The organism is Rhodoferax sp. GW821-FHT10B06 (assembly GCF_059415605.1).
On the sequence record NZ_JBWKNO010000002.1, the window covers coordinates 252,436 to 272,908 of the forward strand.

Below are 20,473 nucleotides of genomic sequence, written 5' to 3' on the forward strand. Positions count from 1 at the left end.
GCTACTATCATGGCTGGCATGCCAGCCCACCCGCCGTCAACCCTCTCCTCGCCGCTGCGCGCACTGCTGCAAAGCTTTTCCTGGCAGGAGCTGAAGCACCACCCCTGGCGCAATGCCGCCGCCGTGATCGCCGTCATGCTGGGCGTGGCGCTGGCATTCTCGGTACAGCTCATCAATGCATCGGCCCTGAGCGAGTTTTCCAGCGCGGTGCGCTCGGTGGGCGGCCAGCCCGACCTGGAGCTGCGCGCCAGCCAAAGCCATTTTGACGAGGCCATTTTTGCCCGCGTAGCCCAGCACCCGGATGTGGCCGTGGCCAGCCCGGTGCTGGAGCTGTCTACCTTTGCCATGGATGCCGGCGGCCAGCGCATCCCCATCAAGCTGCTGGGTGTGGATGCCCTGGTGGTCAGCACGGTCGCGCCGGGCCTGATGCCCGTGCCCGCAGCCCAGGCGGAGCGCCTGGCCCTGTTCGCGCCTGACACCATCTTTCTGAACCCCGCCGCCCGCCAGGCCCTGGGGGACCATCGCACTCTGCAGCTGGCGGGCGCTGCCACGCCCTTGACCGTGGCCGGCACAGTGAACGCCACCGGCCCGGCCTTGGTGGTGATGGACATTGGCGCGGCCCAGCAAACATTCCAGCGCCTGGGCCAGCTGTCGCGCATCGACCTGCGCCTGCGCCCCGGTACCGACCGGGCGACCCTGTTGCGCACACTGGCGCTGCCGCCGGGCATCACCACCGCCGAGCCGGGCGATGCAGCCCTGCAGGTGGACAACCTTTCGCGCGCCTACCGCGTCAACCTGACGGTGCTGGCCCTGGTGGCGCTGTTCACCGGGGCGTTTCTGGTGTTTTCAGTGCTATCGCTGAGCGTAGCCAAGCGGGCACAGCAGTTCGCGCTGCTGGGCGTGCTGGGCCTGACCGGGCGCGAGCGGCTGCAGCTGGTGCTCATGGAGTCGCTGGTGCTGGGCATTATCGGCAGCCTGGCAGGCCTGGCGCTGGGCACCGGCCTGGCCGCGCTGGCGCTGCGCTGGCTGGGTGGCGACCTGGGCGGTGGCTACTTTTCTGGGGTGGCCCCACCACTGCAATGGAACACCTGGGCGGCACTTGCCTATGGCAGCCTGGGCGTTGCCGCAGCCCTGGTGGGCGGCTGGTGGCCAGCCCGCGCGGCCCAGCATCTGCCGCCGGCGCAAACCCTCAAAGGCCTGGGTGCCGACCTGGGCCGCAGCGGCACACATTGGGTCAGCCTGGCCCTGCTGGGCCTGGGCCTGCTGCTGGCCTGCCTGCCGCCGATGTTCGGTATCCCGCTAGGCGCCTACGTCTCTGTGGCGCTATTGCTGGTGGGTGGCATTACCGCCCTGCCCTGGCTGATTGCTGCGCTGTATGACCGGCTGGCGCCTTTGCTGGCGCACCGGCTACTACCCATGCTGGCCATAGAACGTGCGCGCCGGGTGCGCCAAAGCGCGGCCGTGGCGGTTAGCGGCGTGGTGGCATCGTTAAGCCTGGCTGTGGCGCTGACGGTGATGGTCGCCAGCTTCCGCGACTCCATGGTGCAGTGGCTGGACGTGGTGCTGCCGGCCGACCTGTACCTGCGCAGCGGCAGCAGCGGTGCGGGCAACGACGCGCTGGCCCTGCCGCCCAGCTTTGTGCAGGCCGTGGCGCAAGCACCCGGCGTGCAGCGCGCCAGCAGCCTGCGCATACGCTCCCTGCTACTGGCACCGGGCCAACCCACCGTGACGCTGCTGGCCCGCAGCATCGGCGACCCGGCGCGCAGCCTGCCGCTGGTAGGCCCGGCCCTGCCCGTGCCTGCGGGGCAAATCGGCATCTATGTGAGCGAGCCCATGGTGGATTTGTACGGCGCGCGACCGGGCACGGCGTTCGCCCCACTTTCAAAGTCTTTTGGGGCGCTAACGCAGGAATCATCTGCGCCAGCAGCTACTTTTTTTGTAGCAGGTGTGTGGCGCGACTATGCGCGTCAGTTTGGCGCCATTGCAATGGACCAGGCCGACTACATCCGCCTGGGCGGCGACAGCCAGGTCAACGACATGGCGCTGTGGCTGCAAGACAGCGCGCAGCCCGAAGCGGTGCAGCAGGCCATCCGCGCGCTGGCACCTGCCAGCGTGGCTGAGGCGCTGGAGTTCTCGTCCGCCCGCCAGATCCGCGCCATCTCGCTAAAGATCTTCGACCGCAGCTTTGCCGTGACCTACTGGCTGCAGGCGGTGGCCATTGGCATCGGCCTGTTCGGCGTGGCTGCCAGCTTCAGCGCGCAGGTGCTGGCCCGGCGCAAGGAATTTGGCCTGCTGGCCCACCTGGGGTTGACACGCACGCAAATCCTGACCGTGGTCGCCGGTGAGGGCGCGGCCTGGACGCTGATAGGCTCCATCGCCGGCCTGGCGCTGGGGCTGGCGGTGTCCATGGTGTTGGTGTTCGTGGTCAACCCGCAAAGCTTCCACTGGACCATGGACCTGTGGGTGCCCTGGCTGCGCCTGCTGGCCCTGTGCGCCGCAGTGGTGCTGGCCGGTACGGTAACGGCCTGGCTGGCCGGGCGCGCCGCCGCCGGCCAGGACGCGGTGCTGGCCGTGAAGGAGGACTGGTAATGCAGCGCCGCCATCTTCTCGCCCTGGCTTTGGCGGGCCTGGCCCATCCAGCCTGGGCCTTGCCCCCGGCCCATATGCAGTTCCCACGCGACCTGGGCAACCACCCGGACTTCGGCACCGAGTGGTGGTACATCACCGGCCGGGCTATCTCAGGCACACGCGAATTCGGCTTTCAGCTGACCTTCTTCCGCAGCCGCGTGGCCGCCACGCAGAGCATGGCTTCGCGCTTCGCAGCCAAGCAGCTGCTGTTTGCCCACGCCGCCATCACCGACGTGCAGGGTCAAAAACTCTGGCATGACCAGCGCATTGCCCGCGCCGGTTTCGGCATTGCCGAAGCCAGCGAGACCGACACCGCCGTGCGCCTGCGCGACTGGTCGCTGGTCCGCACCGGAGAGCAATACCATGCCGAACTGCCGGCCCAGGACTTTGGCCTGCATCTGCAGCTGGCGCCTACCCAGCCGCTGCTGCTACAGGGCCAACAAGGCCTGTCGCGCAAAGGCCCGCAGCCCGACCAGGCCAGCTACTACGTCAGCCAGCCGCAGCTGGCTGTCAGCGGCCATCTGCAGCTGCAAGGCCAGCGTTTTGACATCGACACAGACGCCAGCCGAGCCTGGCTGGACCACGAGTGGAGCCAGGCCTACCTGGCGCCCGAGGCCGCCGGCTGGGACTGGCTGGGCATGAACCTGCAGGATGGCAGCGCCCTCACCGCCTTCCGCATCCGCCGCAAGGACGGCAGCACGCTGTGGGACGGTGGCTCGTTCCGCACGGCGCAGGGGGTATTGAGCATCTTCCAGCCTGGCGAGGTGCAATTCAGCCCGCTGCGCCGCTGGACCAGCCCGCACAGCAAAGCCAGCTACCCGGTGGAATGGACGCTGCAAACCCCACAAGCCCGCTTCACCGTGCAAGCCATGCTGGACGACCAGGAACTAGACAGCCGTGGGTCCACGGGCGCCATCTACTGGGAAGGCCTGAGCCGCCTGCTGGACGCGCAAGGCCGGCTGGTCGGGCGTGGCTATCTGGAGATGACGGGCTACGCAGACACGCTGCGCATGTGAACACGACGCGAACACTATGCCACTATGTAATTGATAGCTGCCAGCGCAGTATTTACCTGCGCTAGCGGCTTAAATCGCTTACAAGAACTTGGGGCACTGCAACAGTCCTTGGCTCGCGCAAAAACGCAAACACCACCCCGGCCATCAGCACCGTCACCCCTGCCAGGCCGTACAGCAGCAGGCTGAAGGCCTGGCCATAGGCCTGCACCAGCGCGTCTGCCGCCACGCCCGGCAAAGCCGCCTGGGCCTGCGCCAAATTGCCAGTCGCCAGCTGCTGCGCCACCGCTGACGATGCCGCTATCGACCCGACCAGTGGGGTCAGCTGATGTTCCACCAGACCGACCAGCACGGCAGCCACCAGAGCCAAAGCTACGCCCTCGCCCGCCACCCGCACCGTGCCGAAAATGCCGGTGGCCATACCGGCCCGCTCCTTGGGTACCACGCTGACGGCCAGGCCGTCCATCAAGCCCCAGGGCAGGCTGATGCCGCAACCGATCAACAACAATGGCGCGGCCAGCGCCAGCCCAGTACTGCCCGTTGGGCAGTGGCCCAGCCACAGCAGACCGGCAGCGCACACCAGCAGCCCACTGCCGCACAGCGCACCGGCCGAGAACCAGCGCGTCAGGTACGCCGCTAGCAGGGGTACCAGCAGCATGGGCGCGGACAAGGCCATCAAGATACGGCCTCCGTCGGCGGCACTATGGCCTTCGATACCGACCAGGCGCAACGGCAGCAAGACTAGCAGCACCACATAGGCATAGGCCGGCGCAGCAGCCAGGCACTGCACCCCCACAAAACGCGGGTAGCGAAACAGCGACAGATCTAGCATGGGCCGCGCCGCCTGCTGCTGCGTGCGCACAAAACCATACAGCAGCAGGGCCGATGCGGCAAAACACGCCAAGGTCGCGCCATCGGCCCAGCCCCAGGCCGGAGCCTGCAGCACGGCCAAGGTAAACAGGCCCAAAGCACCGGTAAACGTCATAGCGCCTCGCAGGTCCAGCCCCGCTGCCTGCGGGTCGCGCGACTCGGGCATACATCTACCGGCCAGGCTGGCAGCCAACCCGCCCACCAGGGCCAGCAACAGCCCAAAGCTGCGCCAACCCGCCATCGCCATCAGCTGGCCCGCCAGAAGGGGGCCAAACGCCAGGCCTGCGCCAAAAGTTGTGCCGAGAAAACTGAACGCCCTGGTTCTGGCCGGGCCGTCAAATGCCTGTGCCAGTGCGGCGCCACCACCGGCCAATGCCGCCGCCGCACCCAGGCCCTGCAAGGCCCGCAGGAGGTTGAAGCTGGCGATGCCTGGGGCCACGGTCCAGGCCAGCGAGGCCAGCACAAACAGCGCCAGACCGCATAGGAACACGCGCCGCCGCCCATGTGTATCGGCCAGCGCACCCATGGCCATCAGGCAGGCGCCAAAGGCCAGCATGAAGGCATTGGTAACCCAGTTCAAGGCCACCGGACTACCGCCCAGGTCCTGGTGGATAGCACCCAGCGCCAGGGCCGGGCCGGTAAAGGACAAGGGCATGGCCAATGCCGCCAGGCAGACGCTGAGCAACAGGGCCAAACGTTGACGCACAGGAATGGAAGAAAGTACTGAAGATGCCATGGTGTTCGCAAGTGAAAAGTGAACTCCATCGTATTTGCGTTCTAATCAGAGATAAACCATTTGAAATTCCGCTATTTACGGAGTGAAAGTTGCGAATTGAGCGATAACAGTTTTGACAATCTAGCCGGCCTGACCTCGTTCGTGCGGGCAGCTGATACCCGCAGCTTTGTGGCAGCCGGGCGTCTGCTGGGCATTTCCGCGTCTGCGGTGGGTAAGAACGTAGCCAAGCTGGAGGCGCAACTGGGCGTGCGCCTGTTCCACCGCAGCACCCGCCACATCCGGCTGACGGCCGAGGGCGAGGTGTTCAACGAGCGGGCCCGGCGCATCCTGGACGACCTGAACGACGCGCGCGCCATGATGCTGCAGTCGGCCCAGGAGCCCCAGGGCCGGCTGCGCGTCAGCCTGCCAGTGATCGGCTACCGCTTTCTGCTTCCGCACATGCCCGAGTTCGGCCGGCGCTATCCAGCAATCGAGCTCGAGCTGGATTTCAACGACCGTATGGTGGATGTGATTGAAGACGGGCTGGACGTGGTGATACGCAGCGGCGGGATGCCAGACTCTGCCCTGGCGGCGCGCAAACTGGGGCCGTTTCGCCACCTGCTGTTCGCCGCAGACAGCTATTTGCAACAAGCCGGTACACCGCAGCAGCCGGACGATCTAGCACGCCATGCCTGCCTGCGTTACCGCTTCCCGACCAGCGGCAAGCTGCAGGAATGGCAACTCAACAGGGACGAGGCCGCCACCGCGCCGGCCACGCTGGTGTGCAACAACATGGAGGCCATGCTGGAGGCCTGCATTGCCGGCATGGGCATTGCCTATATGCCGGACTTTCTGACGCGTGAAGCCCTGCAGAGCGGCGCATTGCAAGCCGTGCTGCCGGAACACACGCAGTACGGCGGCGACTTTTGGATGCTCTGGCCGTCCAGCCGCCAGCTGTCGCCCAAGCTACGGGCGTTTGTGGACTACATGGCGCCCAGGTTGTTTGCCCCGCAGGGCAAGACTTAGCCGGCAGCGGAAGCCGCCTGGATGTCGCGCAGACGCCGGGCTTCCTTGCGCACCACATAGGCGCTGTAGAAGATGATGCCGATGGACACCACGGTGATCAGAATCGCGGCAGCCGCGTAGATGGACGGGTTCACGCCGCGCCGGGCGTAACCAAAGATTACCTGCGGCAAGGTGGTCACGCCGGGGCCAGAGAGAAATTCCGAGACCACCACGTCGTCAAACGACAGGGTGAAGGTCAGCATCCAGGCCGCCATCAGCGAAGGCGCGATGTTCGGCAGCGTCACCAGAAAAAACACCTGAGAAGGACGGCAACCCAGGTCCATGGCCGCCTCTTCGATCGAACGGTCCATTTCACGCAGGCGTGCGCTGATTACCACCGTGGCATAGGCCATGCCCAGCAAGGTGTGGCCCAGCACGATGGTGACAGCGCCGCGATCGGGCCAGCCCAGGCTGCGCTGCACCGCCACCGACAGCAGCAACAGCGACAGGCCGATGATCACCTCCGGCATCACCAGGGGAGCGCTGACCAAGCCCGCAAACAGCGTGCGCCCCCTGAAGCGCAGAAAGCGCACCATCACAAAGGCCGCAAAAGCACCGAGTACGGTAGACAGGGTGCCGGTGATCACCGCTACCTTGAGCGACAGAAAGAAGCCGTCCACCAGCCGCGAATCGCCCATCAAAGCCGTGTACCAGCGCAAGGAAAATCCTGTGAAAACCCCGTCCTGGCGCGTGCTGTTGAACGAGAAAACGATCAAAAACACCAGTGGCAGGTACAGAAAAAGATATACCGCCGCAAGCCAGAAGCGGCCGAAATGGCGTTGCATGAGGCGCTGAAAGGGCCGGGTCATCGCGTGCATCTCAGGCCTTTCCGGTCGGGTTGTGGGCATCGCTGTAGCGGTTGTAGACCGCCATGGGCACCAGAATGAACAGGATCATCACGATCGCCAGCGCGCAAGCGCGCGGCCAGTTGTTGCTGCTGAACATTTCGTCCCACACCACGCGGCCAATCATGAGGTTTTCTGCGCCGCCCAGCAGCGACGGAATGACAAATTCGCCCACCGCGGGAATGAACACCAGCATAGAACCGGCGATGATGCCCGCCTTGCTCAGCGGCACGGTCACCAGCCAGAAGGCGCTCCACGGCGTGGCGCCCAGGTCATAGGCGGCCTCCAGCAGTCGCGTATCCATTTTGGACAGCGTGGCGTACAGCGGCAGGATCATGAACGGGATGTAAACATAGGTCATGCCGACCAGCATGGACACATCGGTATAAAGCATCTGGATGGGCTCGTGGGTAATGCCCAGCCACATCAGCAGATTGTTCAGCACGCCCTGGTCTGCCAGGATGCCCTTCCAGGCATAGACACGCAGCAGGAACGAGGTCCAGAACGGCAGCATCACCATCATCAGCAAAGGCACTTGTGCGCCGGGCTTGGCGCGGGCAATGAAATAGGCGAACGGATAGCCGATGAACAGGCACAGCACCGTGGTCCAGAACGCGTATTTGAGGGATGTGGCATAGGCCTCGATGTAGATGGTCTGGCCCCACACCATGTGCCCGTCTTCCGATGGTTCACCGAAGATAGACAGATAGTTCTGGTACTTCAGGACGATGTGCCAAACACCGTCCACCGCGCTGAGCAACGGGGCAAATGGATCAATGCCATTGCCCATATCGGTCATGCTGATACGTACCAGTATCAAAAACGGCGCCACAAAAAACAGGGCTAGCCAAAAATACGGCACGCCGATGACAAAGCGGGCACCGGGCAGCAATCGGGTCCATGGGGGTAGATTCATATACCGAACTTTATTCTAGAAATCGCCATATCCGCCAAGCCTGGCGTGGAATTTGGGGCATGCAGGTAGGCTGAGCACCCAGCGCCACAAATGAGCAAAATCCATACCTCGGCATGCTCTGCCTGCAGCCACTGGCACGAAACCCCTATTTCCAGGCCCCAACCATGACACCCAACCCCTCCGAAGTCGTTCTGCTGGACACGCTGCCCACCGCCGATGGCCGCAGCTTTGGCGTGGCAACACTGAACACGCCTGCTGCCTTGAATGCCTTATCCCTGGCCATGGTGCAGCGCCTGGCCCCTGCCCTGCAGCACTGGGCCAGTGACCCGAAGGTCGTAGGCGTCATCCTGCAAGGTAGCGGTGAAAAAGCCTTTTGCGCAGGCGGTGACCTGCGCGGTCTGTACCAGACTCTGCGCGACTGCGGCAGCGGTGCCAATCCGCATGCAGAGGCCTTCTTCGCCCAGGAATACGCGCTGGACTACGCCATCCATACCTACCCCAAACCTCTGCTCTGCTGGGGCCAGGGCATCGTCATGGGCGGCGGCATTGGGCTGATGGCCGGCGCCTCGCACCGCGTGATCACCAGCAGCAGCAAACTGGCCATGCCGGAGATCAGCATTGGCCTCTACCCCGACGTGGGTGGCAGCTGGATACTGCGCCGCATGCCTGGACGTGTAGGCTTGTTCCTGGCGCTGACCGGCGCACACCTGAATGCGGCCGATGCACTGTTTTGTGGACTGGCCGACTTCCATGTGGGACCGCATACGCGCGATGAACTACAAACCAGCATCGCCGCAAGCCATTGGAGCAACGACGCTGCACAAAACCGCAGCCAGTTGTCGCGCCTGCTCACCAGCCTGGCCGAACATGCTCGCGACAGCCTGCCTGTTTCGCACGTTCGTACGCACTGGGACAGCATCCAGGCACTCATGGCGGGCGAGGATCTGCTGGACATTGCCGCCCGTCTGCGCACGCTGTGCAGCGGCGACACCTGGCTGGACCAGGCAGCAAGCAGCTTCAACCACGGCTCACCCACGTCCGCCGCCTTGTCTTTTGCACTGTGGCAGCGCGTGCGCCACATGTCATTGGCAGAAGTGTTCAGGCTGGAGTACAGCGTATCCCTGGGCTGCTGCGCCCACCCGGATTTGGCGGAAGGCATACGCGCCTTGTTGATCGACAAGGACCGGAGCCCGCGCTGGACACCCGCCACGCTGGAAGACATCACGCCGCCATGGATAGAAGCGCATTTTCAACCGCGTTTTCATGGCCCACACCCGCTGGAAACACTGCGCTGAAGCTTTGCGGCATTAAAAAATAGCGCCCACCGTGACTTGGACGCCCGGAACATCCCGGCTCCTGTCAGCACAATCCATGAGTGAGCAACGGGGGAGTTCTCTGATGGCCCTTGCAGCATCGCATCATAAAAAACGCCCTCCATCGGAAATAAAAAAAGCCTCCCAAGTCATTGACTTGGGAGGCTTGATCTGGTGGGCGATGCAAGTTTCGAACTTGCGACCCCTGCAGTGTGAATGCAGTGCTCTACCCCTGAGCTAATCGCCCTGAAACCGTTTAAAACCTTATGTTTTATTCTTATCAGGTAAGCCTCAAATTATACAACATCTTTTTCGAGGTTTCGCCAAATTGTTTTCCCGCCACTAGATTTATCGATTTGCTTGAGCACATCCTGATGGGCGGCGGCCTCTTCTTCACTGAGGTCGAGTACCGGGAGCACAAAGCCACTCAAGTCCATGCGCGGTATGGCTGCGACGCCCACTTCGGTCTCTTCACTGCCCACATCGATCATCAGCGCGTTCTGGCCGCGCGTCATGTTGATGTAGACATCGGCCAGCAGCTCGGCATCCAGCAAGGCGCCATGCAGGGTACGGCCCGAGTTGTCTACCTCCAGGCGGTCGCACAAGGCATCGAGTGAGTTGCGCTTGCCGGGGAACAGCTCCTTGGCCATGGCCAAGGTGTCGACGATACCGCTGACGTAATGGCTCAGCGGCGGCTTGCCCAGGCGCTCCAACTCCTTGTTCAGAAAGCCCACGTCGAAGGACGCGTTGTGGATGATGATTTCCGCACCGCTGCAGTACTCTAGAAACGCATCCACGATCTGGGCAAACTTGGGCTTGTCGCGCAGGAACTCGGTGGTGATGCCGTGCACACGCAGTGCATCCTCATGGCTGTCACGCTCGGGGTTGATGTACTGGTGGAAATGGTTGCCGGTGAGCTTGCGGTGCTGCAGCTCGACGCAACCAATTTCCAGTATGCGGTCGCCACCTGCGGCAGACAGGCCGGTGGTTTCGGTATCAAGAATGATCTGGCGCATGGCGGTAGGTGCTACTCTATTGATAGCTACTGGCGCAGATAGAAACTACGCCAGCAGCCCATTTCATCAATGGTTTTCTTTGGCGTGGTTGATGGTGTACTTGGGAATTTCCACCGTCACATTTTGCTGCGCCAGCAAAGCCTGGCAACCCAGGCGCGAATTCGGCTCCAGGCCCCAAGCGCGGTCCAACAGGTCTTCTTCGTTCTCGTCCAGCTCGCCCAACGACTGAAAGCCCTCGCGCACGATCACGTGGCAGGTGGTGCAGGCGCAGCTCATGTCGCAGGCGTGCTCGATGTTGATGTGGTTGTCCAGCATCGCTTCGCAGATGGACGTGCCAGCCGGCGCGCTGATTTCGGCGCCCTGCGGACAGTATTCGGGGTGGGGCAGTATTTTGATGACGGGCATATCAGATCGTTTCTATGTTCTTACCGGACAAGGCATGCTGGATGCCCCGGTTCATGCGGGCTGCGGCAAAAGCTTCGGTACCCTCGGCCACGCGCTTGGTCACGGCTTCAACCGCTTTGGCATCACTCAGGGCCTTGGCCTGCACCAGCTCGGCAAGCAGTACATCCACTTCCGCGCGCTCTTGGGCCGACAGCAAATCGCCATCGGCGGCCAGCGCACTGTGCGTGGCCAGCAGCATGCGGTCGGCGTCCACACGGGCTTCGACCAGGGCTCGGGCCTGCATATCTTGTGCGGCGGTGCTGAAGCTGTCTTGCAGCATCTGGGCGATTTGCTCGTCGCTCAGGCCGTAGGACGGCTTGACGGTGATCTGCGCTTCCACGCCGCTGCCCTGCTCTTTCGCGGCCACGCTCAACAGGCCATCGGCATCGACGGTGAAGGTAACGCGGATGCGCGCTGCACCGGCCGCCATCGGCGGAATGCCGCGCAGCTCGAAGCGGGCAAGACTGCGACAATCGGCCACCAGATCGCGCTCGCCCTGCACAACGTGCAGCGCCAGCGCGGTCTGGCCGTCCTGGTAGGTGGTGAAGTCCTGTGCCATTGCGGTGGGGATGGTCTGGTTGCGCGGCACGATGCGCTCGACCAGACCGCCCATGGTTTCAATACCCAGCGACAGCGGGATCACATCCAGCAGCAACAAATCATCGGCGCCGCTGTTGCCGGCCAGCTGGTTTGCCTGGATGGCGGCGCCCAAGGCCACCACTTCATCCGGGTTCAGGTTGGTCAGGGGTGCGCGGCCAAAGTAAGCGGCCACCGCCTGCTGCACCTGCGGCATACGGGTGGAGCCGCCAACCATCACCGTGCCCTGCACTTCTTCCACGGTCAGCTTGGCATCGCGCAAAGCCTTGCGCACCGCAACCATGGTGCGCGCGGTCAGCTGCGCGGTAGCTGCTTCGAAGTCTGATTTCTTTACGTCCAATCGCACGCTGGCGCAGGAAATATCTGCGCTGAAAGCTACCAAATCTGTAGCAGACAGGGCTTCCTTGCAGGCCCGGGCTGCGACTTGCATCGCCACCTTGTCGGATGCGGTAAGCGCCTGTTGGCCGGTTTGCGCCAGCACCCAGTCGGCCAAGGCACGGTCATAGTCATCACCGCCCAGGGCCGCGTCGCCACCGGTCGCGATGACCTCGAACACACCCTGGCTCAGGCGCAGTATGGAAATATCGAAGGTGCCGCCGCCTAGGTCGTACACCGCATAGATGCCTTCGCTGGCATTGTCCAAACCATAGGCAATCGCCGCCGCTGTAGGCTCGTTGATCAGGCGCAGCACGTTCAGGCCAGCCAGCTGGGCCGCGTCCTTGGTGGCTTGGCGCTGGGCATCGTCGAAGTAAGCGGGTACGGTGATCACCACGCCATACACATCGTCATTGAAGCTGTCTTCGGCACGAAAACGCAGCGTTGCCAGGATCTCGGCACTGACCTCGACCGGCGATTTCTCGCCATGCACGGTCTGCAGACTGACCATGCCGGGCTTGTCGATGAATGCATAGGGCAGCTTTTCGCGCTGGGCGATGTCGGCCAGGCCGCGGCCCATGAAACGCTTGACGGAAGCGATGGTGTTTTCCGGGTCCGTGGCCTGCGCGGCCAGGGCGTCATGACCGATCTGGCGCTTGTCACCCGCCAGGTAGCGCACCACGCTGGGCAAGATGATGCGGCCTTGTTCATCGGGCAGGCACACGGCCTCGCCGCTGCGCACGGTAGCCACCAGGGAATGCGTGGTGCCGAGGTCGATACCAATGGCATGGCGGCGCTGGTGCGGGTCGGGCGACTGGCCGGGTTCGGAAATTTGAAGAAGCGCCATGGAATTTTTGTAATCTGTTCGCGGGGATCTGGGACGCTTATTGTCCCTTGGGAGCTGTAACCATTGCGTCGAGGCGGTCGTCCACGTCGCTGGCAAAGCGCTCTATGAACATCAACGCCCGCACCTGCTGGGCGGCCGCCGCATAGTCATGCGCCACATCCAACAACTGCGCACATCGGGCCAGGATGTCGCGCCGAGCCTGCAGCACCTCGGCGTTCAAGGCCCCCAGGGCTGCAGCGCTATCGGCGTCGTCCAAGGCTTCACGCCACTCCATCTGCTGCATCAGAAAGGCGGATGGCATGGCTGTGTTGTTTTCGGCCTGGATGGGTGCGCCATGCAGCTCACACAGGTAGGCGGCTCGCTTCAGCGGGTCCTTCAACCGGGCCCAGGCTTCGTTGATGCGCACCGACCACTGCATGGCCACGCGCTGCGCGGCACCGGCCTGGGCAGCAAAGCGGTCCGGGTGCGCTTCGCGCTGCAAGGCCTGCCAGCGCGCCTGCATGGCCGCATGGTCCTGCGCGAACTGCACGGGGATTTCAAACAGCTCGAAGTCGTTGGATTGGAGGTTCATAGGTGCCAAGAAAAAACCGCCAGCACACAGGGCACGGGCGGTTGGTGTTCGGAGCGCAGCCGTTAAATCCGGAAGCTTTCTCCGCAGCCACATTTGTCGCGCTCGTTCGGATTTTCGAACTTGAAGCCTTCGTTCAGGCCTTCACGCACATAGTCCAGCTGAGTGCCGTCGATATAGGCCAGGCTCTTGGGATCGACCAGCACCTTCACGCCGTGGCCTTCGAAAATCACGTCTTCCGCAGCCAACTCGTCCACGTATTCGAGCTTATAGGCCAGACCGGAACAGCCGGTGGTTTTGACACCCAGACGCACGCCCACACCCTTGCCACGTTTGGCCAGGTAGCGGGTCACGTGTCGGGCGGCGGCCTCTGTCAAAGTCACAGCCATATCAGTGGGCCTGGGCGGCTCCGTGTTTCTGCTTGTAGTCGTTGACCGCTGCCTTGATGGCGTCTTCGGCCAGGATGGAGCAGTGGATCTTCACTGGCGGCAAGGCCAGTTCTTCGGCGATTTCGCTGTTCTTCAAGGCCGCGGCCTGGTCCAACGTCTTGCCCTTGACCCATTCGGTCACCAGCGAGCTGGAGGCAATGGCTGAACCGCAGCCGTAGGTCTTGAAACGTGCGTCTTCGATCACGCCGGTCACGGGGTTGACCTTGATCTGCAGTTTCATCACGTCGCCGCAAGCGGGGGCACCGACCATGCCGGTACCTACGCTGTCGTCACCTTTTTCGAACGAACCCACGTTACGGGGGTTCTCATAGTGGTCTACCACTTTTTCAGAATAAGCCATGGTGTTTACCTCTTCAATTCAAATCAATGGGCAGCCCATTGGATGGTGCTGATGTCCACACCATCTTGGTACATTTCCCACAAAGGACTCAAGTCACGCAGCTTGGCCACATTGACTTTGATGGTATCGACGGCGTAGTCGATGTCGGCCTCGGTGGTCCAGCGGCCGATGGTCATGCGCAGGCTGCTGTGGGCCAACTCGTCGCTGCGACCCAGGGCACGCAACACATAGCTGGGCTCCAGGCTGGCCGAAGTGCACGCCGAGCCACTGGACACGGCCAGACCCTTGATGCCCATGATCAGCGACTCGCCTTCGACGTAGTTGAAGCTCATGTTCAGGTTGTGCGGCACGCGTTGCGTTTCATGGCCGTTGATGAACACCTGCTCAATGCCCTTCAGGCCGGCCAGCATGCGGTCGTGCAAGGCTTTGATACGGACGTTCTCCACGGCCATTTCTTCCTTGGCAATGCGATAGGCCTCGCCCATGCCGACGATCTGGTGCGTGGGCAAGGTGCCGGAACGCATGCCGCGTTCATGGCCACCGCCGTGCATTTGCGCTTCCAGGCGGATACGCGGTTTGCGACGTACGAACAAGGCGCCAATGCCCTTGGGGCCATAGGTCTTGTGCGAGGTCAGGCTCATCAAATCGACGGGCAGCTTCGACAAATCAAATTCGACACGGCCCGTGGCTTGCGCCGCGTCCGAGTGGAAGATCACGCCTTTTTCACGGCAGATGGCGCCAATGGCGGCAATGTCCTGGATCACGCCGATTTCGTTGTTCACGAACATCACGCTGGCCAGAATGGTGTCGGGACGGATCGCTGCCTTGAAGACTTCCAGATCGATCAGGCCGTCGGGCTGTACATCCAGATAGGTCACTTCAAAGCCTTGGCGCTCCAGCTCGCGGCAGGTATCCAGCACGGCTTTGTGCTCGGTCTTGACCGTGATGATGTGCTTGCCCTTGGTCTTGTAGAACTGGGCGGCGCCCTTCAATGCCAAGTTGTTGGACTCGGTGGCACCCGAGGTCCAGACGATTTCACGCGGGTCGGCGCCAATCAGCGCGGCGACCTGCTCACGCGCCTTTTCCACGGCGGCTTCGGCCTCCCAACCCCAGGCGTGGCTACGCGAGGCCGGGTTACCGAAATGCTCGCGCAACCAGGGAATCATGGCATCCACTACCCGCTCGTCGCAAGGGTTGGTGGCGCTGTAGTCCATGTAAATCGGGAAATGTGGGGTGTCCATTGGCTAGCTCTCAGTGGCGGCTGGCTTGAAAAAGCACGGTTGAAAAATGGGGCTGCAAAAACATGTCAGCCATCACGACTTGGCAAATACATTGCCCAGGGCGAATACCGAATTAGGCCCGGTGATGCGCATGGGCTTGACCACGGGCAGGCTGGAGATGGCGCGCTTGACCATGGGCTTGGTCTCGATCTGCACACCCTTGGCCAATTGGTCGTCGACCAGCTTTTGCAGGTTGACGGAATCCAGGAATTCGACCATGCGTGTATTCAGCGAGGCCCACAGGTCGTGGGTCATGCAACGGCCGGCATCGCCCAGGCAGTTTTCCTTGCCGCCGCACTGGGTGGCGTCGATGGGTTCGTCCACCGACACAATGATGTCGGCAACGGTGATGTCTGCGGCCTTACGGGCCAGGGTGTAGCCGCCGCCGGGGCCGCGGGTGGATTCGACCAGCTCGTGGCGGCGCAGCTTGCCGAACAGCTGCTCCAGGTAAGACAAGGAAATCTGCTGGCGCTGGCTGATGGCAGCCAGGGTGACAGGGCCGTTATTCTGGCGCAGGGCCAGATCAATCATCGCGGTGACCGCAAAACGGCCTTTGGTGGTGAGTCGCATCGCAAGCTCCTTCTGGTTGGCTGTACTGGTGTTGACATTGGGCCGGCCTGCACAACGCAAACCTGACCCCCTCTTCCTCCAGCTATCAATCGCCTTTCATAGCGATTGCGAGCCCTCAACTGCTGGTTTTTCTTTATTGACAGGTGCCATTGTAGCAGAGAACCCAATCGAATCCGTCGGGTAAGCAGACCAATCAGTCTTATTTTGGAACGATGGGTATTTTTTACGGCTATAGCGCCACGCTGTCGTGCCCGGAAGCACCGAAAGCCTGGGTCTTGAGTACCGACAGCTGATCGCGTACACGGGCCGCCTTTTCGAACTCCAGGTTGCGCGCATGCTCCAGCATGAGCTTTTCCAGGCGTTTGATTTCGCGGGCGATGTCTTTCTCGCCCATCTCCTCCACCTTGGCGCGCTGGATGGCGTCCTGCTCCAGCTTCTCGGCCTCGCGGCCAGATTTCTCGCTGTACACCCCGTCGATCAGATCCTTCACCTGCTTGACGATGCTGCGCGGGGTAATGCCCTGCGCCAGGTTGTGGGCGATCTGCTTGGCGCGACGGCGCTCGGTTTCGTCGATGGCCTTGCGCATCGAATCGGTCACCTTGTCTGCATAGAGGATGGCACGGCCATTTAAGTTCCGTGCGGCGCGGCCAATGGTCTGGATCAGCGAGCGCTCGGAACGCAAAAAGCCCTCCTTGTCCGCGTCCAGAATGGCCACCAACGACACCTCGGGAATATCCAAGCCCTCGCGCAGCAGGTTGATGCCCACCAGTACATCGAAGGTACCTAGGCGCAGGTCGCGCAATATTTCCACCCGCTCCACCGTGTCCACGTCGCTGTGTAAGTAGCGCACCTTGACGCCGTTTTCCGTCAGGTAGTCGGTCAGTTGCTCGGCCATGCGCTTGGTCAGCGTAGTGATGAAGACGCGCTCGTTCTTCTCGACACGGATGCGTATCTCCTGCAGTACATCGTCCACTTGGTGGGTGGCGGGGCGCACCTCCACATTCGGGTCCACCAGGCCGGTAGGCCGCACCAGCTGCTCGACCACCTGGCCGGTATGGTCCTTCTCCCATTGCGCGGGCGTGGCGGATACAAACACCGCCTGGCGCATCTTGGTTTCGAACTCTTCAAACTTCAGCGGCCGGTTGTCCAGTGCGCTGGGTAGGCGAAAACCGTATTCCACCAGCGTGGTCTTGCGCGCCCTGTCGCCGTTGTACATGCCGCCAAACTGGCCAATCAGGATGTGGCTCTCGTCCAGGAACATCAGCGCGTCCTTGGGCAGATAGTCGGTCAGGGTGGACGGCGCCTGGCCGGGTGCCGCGCCGCTCAGGTGCCGGGTGTAGTTCTCGATACCCTTGCAATGGCCGATCTCGGTCAGCATTTCCAGGTCGAAACGGGTGCGCTGTTCCAGCCGCTGCGCCTCCACCAGCTTGCCCGCACTGACCAGCTCTTTCAGCCGGTCGGACAGCTCCATCTTGATGGTCTCCACAGCAGCCAACACCTTGTCGCGCGGCGTCACATAGTGGCTGCTGGGATACACGGTAAAGCGCGGAATCTTCTGGCGAATGCGCCCGGTCAGCGGGTCGAACAGCTGCAGGGTTTCGATCTCGTCGTCGAACAGCTCGATGCGGATGGCCAGCTCGGAATGCTCGGACGGAAACACGTCGATGGTGTCGCCGCGCACGCGGAACTTGCCGCGGCTGAACTCCATGTCGTTGCGCTGGTACTGCATGCGGATCAGTTGGGCGATCACGTCGCGTTGGCCCACCTTGTCGCCGGTGCGCAGCGTCATCACCATGCGGTGGTAGCTCTCGGGCTCGCCGATACCGTAGATAGCCGAGACGGTGGCGACGATGACCACGTCGCGCCGCTCGATGATGCTCTTGGTGCAGCTCAGGCGCATCTGCTCGATGTGCTCGTTGATGGCGCTGTCCTTCTCGATGAACAGGTCGCGCTGCGGCACATAGGCCTCGGGCTGGTAGTAGTCGTAGTAGCTGACGAAATACTCCACAGCATTCTTCGGGAAGAACTCGCGGAACTCGCTATACAGCTGTGCCGCCAGGGTCTTGTTCGGCGCGAAGATGATGGCCGGCCGCCCCAGGCGGGCAATCACATTCGCCATGGTGTAGGTCTTGCCCGAACCGGTCACGCCCAGCAGGGTCTGGAACACCTCGCCATCGTTCACCCCCTCCACCAGCAGGCGGATGGCCTCTGGCTGGTCCCCGGCCGGTGGGTAGGGCATGAACAGCTCAAACGGCGAATCGGGGAAGCTGACAAACTCGCCCGCCGGCGGCTCGGGGGAGGTAGATGGATACAGGGAAACGGTTTCGGTCATGGCGCGCAAGCTCCCATCGCAACAAAAGCGGCAAAACCCGATACTGTATAGGAATACAGGCAAAACCGTAGCAGCTGAATTATTCAAACCTGAATAATCCAGGGGTAAATCAAACTCAGGTGCGCGACACCAGGGTTAGACCAATCAGACGCGAAACCACGGCCGCCAGGTACATCACCCCGGTGAACATCTCCACGCTGGCCAGCGCACGCGCATGCGGCGTGATGGGAATCACGTCGCCAATGCCGGTGCTGGACAGCAGCGCAAAGCTTAAAAACATCAACTCCGTCCAGCTGCGCGGCTCACCGGGGTTGACCATGGCCGAGAAACAGCCTGGCTGCAGCGCCTGAACCATCACGAACAAATAGGTAAAGCCCCAGGCTAGCAAGGTGAAGGTGGCGCCGGCGGCAAACAACTCGTCGGTACTGGCGTGCCGGTCGGCCATCATGTAGGCGATCAGGCTACCCGCCGCATACAGATAAAACACCGCCTCCAGCCCGGCCGACCAAGGCAGCAGATGGGGCATGCCGAACATGGCTTGCAGCGCCAGCAACACCACCGCAGGTGCCGCAATGCAGGCACTAACCCAGGCCAGCCCCGGTGTGCGCCGCACCATGCGGGTGGTGATGGCCAGCACCACGATGCCAAACACACCGAAGGCGATATGGCCGGCCGCCGTGTTCTCGATAAAGGGGTACAGCACCATGCCCAGCAACTGCACCAGCAGCAAGATGGCAGATGGGTGGCGCCGGGTGGTCGCATAAAGCCGTAGATAACGCATGGCAGGATTGTCCAACAAGCGCAAATTCCACATGAAATTGGCCGCCAGCGCAGACAACACGTGCGCAAGCAGCTATCAAATACGTAGTATTCACATACAGCCTCACATGCGGCCATGCCGGATTGGCAAGGGCGCCCCCTGCGCTGGCGGCTAAAATTCAAGGCTGCCCTCCGCGCAGATTCGCGCAGCGGGCCAGCTCTTTCCCCGACCAACTCCATAGGACTTTTTCCATGTCTTTGTTCACCGCCGTCGAAATGGCACCGCGCGACCCGATCCTGGGACTCAACGAGCAATTCGCTGCCGACACCAACCCCAACAAAGTGAACCTGGGCGTGGGCGTGTACTTCGACGACAACGGCAAGCTGCCGCTGCTGGCCTGCGTGCAAACCGTTGAAAAGCAAATGACCGACGCGCCCAAGGCACGTGGCTACCTGCCCATCGACGGCGTGGCCGCCTATGACAGCGCCGTCAAAGGCCTGGTCTTCGGTGCCGACTCCGAACCCGTCACCTCCGGCCGCGCGGTCACCGTGCAAGGCATTGGCGGCACCGGCGGCCTGAAGATCGGCGCCGACTTCCTGAAGAAGTTGAACCCCAGCGCCAAGGTGCTGATCAGCGACCCTAGCTGGGAAAACCACCGCGCGCTGTTCCAGAACGCCGGCTTCGAAGTCGACAGCTATGCCTACTACGACGCAGCCAAGCGCGGCGTCAACTTCGAAGGCATGCTGGCATCGTTGAACGCAGCCGCTGCCGGCACCATCGTGGTGTTGCACGCCTGCTGCCATAACCCCACCGGCTACGACATCACCGCCGCCGAATGGGACCAGGTGGTTGCCGTGGTCAAGGCCCGCAACCTGACCCCCTTCCTCGACATGGCCTACCAAGGCTTCGGCTACGGCATCAAGGAAGACGGTGCCGTCATCGGCAAGTTCGTCGCCGCCGGCCTGAGCTTTCTGGTCTCCACCTCGTTCAGCAAGAGCTTCAGCCTGTATGGCGAACGTGTGGGCGCCCTGAGCGTGCTCTGCGAATCCAAGGAAGAAGCCAGCCGCGTGCTGAGCCAGCTGAAGATCTGCATCCGCACCAACTACAGCAACCCGCAAATCCACGGCGCCACCGTCGTGGCCACGGTGCTGAACACCCCCGAGTTGCGCGCCCAGTGGGAAAGCGAACTGGGTGAAATGCGGGTGCGCATCAAGGCCATGCGCCAGAAGCTGGTGGACGGCCTGAAGGCTGCCGGCGTGAAGCAAGACATGAGCTTCATCACCAGCCAGATCGGCATGTTCAGCTACTCCGGCCTGAGCAAGGACCAGATGGTGCGCCTGCGCACCGAGTTCGGCGTGTACGGCACCGACACCGGCCGCATGTGCGTGGCCGCGCTGAACAGCAAGAACATCGACTACGTCTGCGCGTCCATCGCCAAAGTGGTCTAAACCAGACCGCTCCTAAATAAATAGCTACTCGCGCAGGTTCTGCCTGCGTCAGTAGCTATTTTCATATCTGGAATCCATGCAC

18 protein-coding genes and 1 tRNA gene are annotated in these 20,473 nt (G+C 62.5%); 5 read left to right on the forward strand and 14 right to left on the reverse strand.

Annotation, left to right across the window (positions count from 1 at the left end; translation table 11 throughout):
* The first annotated feature begins 9 nt into the window (after nucleotides 1–9).
* Together AC07O2_RS04000 and AC07O2_RS04005 are read left to right on the forward strand one after the other, a co-directional pair.
* Nucleotides 10–2,589 (forward strand): FtsX-like permease family protein, encoded by a 2,580-nt coding sequence (locus AC07O2_RS04000; RefSeq protein ID WP_495074446.1) that lies wholly within the window; start codon nucleotides 10–12, stop codon nucleotides 2,587–2,589.
* Nucleotides 2,589–3,644: a lipocalin-like domain-containing protein gene (locus tag AC07O2_RS04005; RefSeq protein ID WP_495074447.1), complete on the forward strand. Its 1,056-nt coding sequence runs from the start codon at nucleotides 2,589–2,591 to the stop codon at nucleotides 3,642–3,644. Before AC07O2_RS04000 ends, AC07O2_RS04005 begins: the two co-directional genes overlap by 1 nt.
* Nucleotides 3,645–3,705: 61 nt before the next feature.
* On the opposite strand, the gene AC07O2_RS04010 is transcribed toward AC07O2_RS04005, so the two are convergent.
* Nucleotides 3,706–5,247, reverse strand: a complete 1,542-nt coding sequence (locus AC07O2_RS04010; RefSeq protein ID WP_495074448.1) for an MFS transporter — start codon at nucleotides 5,245–5,247, stop codon at nucleotides 3,706–3,708.
* A 96-nt stretch (nucleotides 5,248–5,343) separates the two neighbouring features.
* Here AC07O2_RS04010 and AC07O2_RS04015 point away from each other — a divergent pair, with 96 nt between their 5' ends.
* Entirely contained in the window at nucleotides 5,344–6,252 is a 909-nt protein-coding gene (locus AC07O2_RS04015) for a LysR family transcriptional regulator (protein ID WP_495074449.1), read from the forward strand.
* Here the strand turns inward: AC07O2_RS04015 and AC07O2_RS04020 are convergent.
* Together AC07O2_RS04020 and AC07O2_RS04025 are read right to left on the reverse strand one after the other, a co-directional pair.
* On the reverse strand, nucleotides 6,249–7,100 hold the full coding sequence (locus tag AC07O2_RS04020; RefSeq protein ID WP_495074450.1) for an ABC transporter permease subunit: 852 nt from the start codon (nucleotides 7,098–7,100) through the stop codon (nucleotides 6,249–6,251). The genes AC07O2_RS04015 and AC07O2_RS04020 overlap by 4 nt on opposite strands.
* A 10-nt stretch (nucleotides 7,101–7,110) precedes the next feature.
* On the reverse strand, nucleotides 7,111–8,052 hold the full coding sequence (locus tag AC07O2_RS04025; RefSeq protein ID WP_495074451.1) for an ABC transporter permease: 942 nt from the start codon (nucleotides 8,050–8,052) through the stop codon (nucleotides 7,111–7,113).
* A gap of 164 nt (nucleotides 8,053–8,216) precedes the next feature.
* On the opposite strand from AC07O2_RS04025, the gene AC07O2_RS04030 reads away from it, so the two are divergent.
* Nucleotides 8,217–9,347, forward strand: a complete 1,131-nt coding sequence (locus AC07O2_RS04030; RefSeq protein ID WP_495074452.1) for an enoyl-CoA hydratase/isomerase family protein — start codon at nucleotides 8,217–8,219, stop codon at nucleotides 9,345–9,347.
* Between the two features lie 190 nt (nucleotides 9,348–9,537).
* Here the strand turns inward: AC07O2_RS04030 and AC07O2_RS04035 are convergent.
* The 11 genes from AC07O2_RS04035 to AC07O2_RS04085 all read right to left on the reverse strand — a co-directional run bounded on the left by AC07O2_RS04035 (nucleotide 9,538) and on the right by AC07O2_RS04085 (nucleotide 18,964).
* A tRNA-Val gene (locus AC07O2_RS04035) sits at nucleotides 9,538–9,612 on the reverse strand.
* A gap of 49 nt (nucleotides 9,613–9,661) precedes the next feature.
* Nucleotides 9,662–10,381 (reverse strand): DNA polymerase III subunit epsilon, encoded by a 720-nt coding sequence (dnaQ, locus tag AC07O2_RS04040; protein ID WP_495074453.1) that lies wholly within the window; start codon nucleotides 10,379–10,381, stop codon nucleotides 9,662–9,664.
* 66 nt (nucleotides 10,382–10,447) lie between these two features.
* On the reverse strand, nucleotides 10,448–10,786 hold the full coding sequence (gene fdx, locus AC07O2_RS04045) for an ISC system 2Fe-2S type ferredoxin (protein WP_495074454.1): 339 nt from the start codon (nucleotides 10,784–10,786) through the stop codon (nucleotides 10,448–10,450).
* A gap of 1 nt (nucleotide 10,787) precedes the next feature.
* Entirely contained in the window at nucleotides 10,788–12,644 is a 1,857-nt protein-coding gene (hscA, locus tag AC07O2_RS04050; RefSeq protein ID WP_495074455.1) for a Fe-S protein assembly chaperone HscA, read from the reverse strand.
* Between the two features lie 37 nt (nucleotides 12,645–12,681).
* Nucleotides 12,682–13,215, reverse strand: coding sequence for a Fe-S protein assembly co-chaperone HscB (gene hscB, locus AC07O2_RS04055; protein WP_495074456.1), 534 nt, complete (start codon nucleotides 13,213–13,215; stop codon nucleotides 12,682–12,684).
* Nucleotides 13,216–13,277: 62 nt separating this feature from the next.
* Nucleotides 13,278–13,601 (reverse strand): iron-sulfur cluster assembly protein IscA, encoded by a 324-nt coding sequence (iscA, locus tag AC07O2_RS04060; protein ID WP_495074457.1) that lies wholly within the window; start codon nucleotides 13,599–13,601, stop codon nucleotides 13,278–13,280.
* Between the two features lies 1 nt (nucleotide 13,602).
* Entirely contained in the window at nucleotides 13,603–14,001 is a 399-nt protein-coding gene (gene iscU, locus AC07O2_RS04065) for a Fe-S cluster assembly scaffold IscU (protein ID WP_490590049.1), read from the reverse strand.
* 23 nt (nucleotides 14,002–14,024) lie between these two features.
* Nucleotides 14,025–15,242, reverse strand: coding sequence for an IscS subfamily cysteine desulfurase (locus tag AC07O2_RS04070; protein ID WP_495074458.1), 1,218 nt, complete (start codon nucleotides 15,240–15,242; stop codon nucleotides 14,025–14,027).
* Nucleotides 15,243–15,314: 72 nt separating this feature from the next.
* Nucleotides 15,315–15,851, reverse strand: coding sequence for a Fe-S cluster assembly transcriptional regulator IscR (iscR, locus tag AC07O2_RS04075; protein ID WP_490590051.1), 537 nt, complete (start codon nucleotides 15,849–15,851; stop codon nucleotides 15,315–15,317).
* 229 nt (nucleotides 15,852–16,080) lie between these two features.
* Nucleotides 16,081–18,183, reverse strand: coding sequence for an excinuclease ABC subunit UvrB (uvrB, locus tag AC07O2_RS04080; RefSeq protein ID WP_495074459.1), 2,103 nt, complete (start codon nucleotides 18,181–18,183; stop codon nucleotides 16,081–16,083).
* Nucleotides 18,184–18,298: 115 nt separating this feature from the next.
* Nucleotides 18,299–18,964 carry an ion channel gene (locus AC07O2_RS04085; RefSeq protein WP_495074460.1) on the reverse strand — a complete coding sequence of 222 codons (666 nt, stop codon included), beginning with the start codon at nucleotides 18,962–18,964 and terminating at the stop codon, nucleotides 18,299–18,301.
* Nucleotides 18,965–19,194: 230 nt separating this feature from the next.
* On the opposite strand from AC07O2_RS04085, the gene AC07O2_RS04090 reads away from it, so the two are divergent.
* A complete protein-coding gene (locus tag AC07O2_RS04090) occupies nucleotides 19,195–20,391 on the forward strand; it encodes an amino acid aminotransferase (protein WP_495074461.1) in 1,197 nt (398 codons plus the stop codon).
* Nucleotides 20,392–20,473 lie beyond the last annotated feature (82 nt).